This is a genomic window from Halomonas sp. ND22Bw, from assembly GCF_003011945.1.
Lineage (GTDB): Bacteria > Pseudomonadota > Gammaproteobacteria > Pseudomonadales > Halomonadaceae > Halomonas > Halomonas halophila.
Genome location: NZ_PXWD01001723.1, coordinates 1 through 238, shown reverse-complemented (window position 1 = coordinate 238; position 238 = coordinate 1). Strand labels below are relative to the sequence as shown.

The following is a 238-nucleotide window of genomic DNA, read 5'->3' as shown; positions in this document are numbered from 1 at the left end:
GTCGGGGCACAGGCGGCCTGCGATGCCCCAGACGGCATGGGCGACGATGGCTACCGCCACCTCCTTCAGGCCATGCTGCAGGCCGTCGCCGAGCGGGCCGGACAGGCTTCCCGCGCCCAGCGCGATGGCCATCAGCAGCAGCGCCGAGGGCTGGGTGAAAGCTGCCCAGGCGGCCAGGGCGCCTAGCGGGCCGCCTCGCAGCAGGCCCAGGGCGAAGCCGACCTGGCTGCTGGCCGGG

The 238-nt window shown here is 75.2% G+C and carries 1 protein-coding gene; it reads right to left on the bottom strand.

Annotated features, from left to right (window positions below; all coding sequences use genetic code 11):
- A partial coding sequence (locus tag CVH10_RS24175; protein WP_181244753.1) for a chromate transporter occupies positions 1–238 on the bottom strand: 238 nt, incomplete at both ends.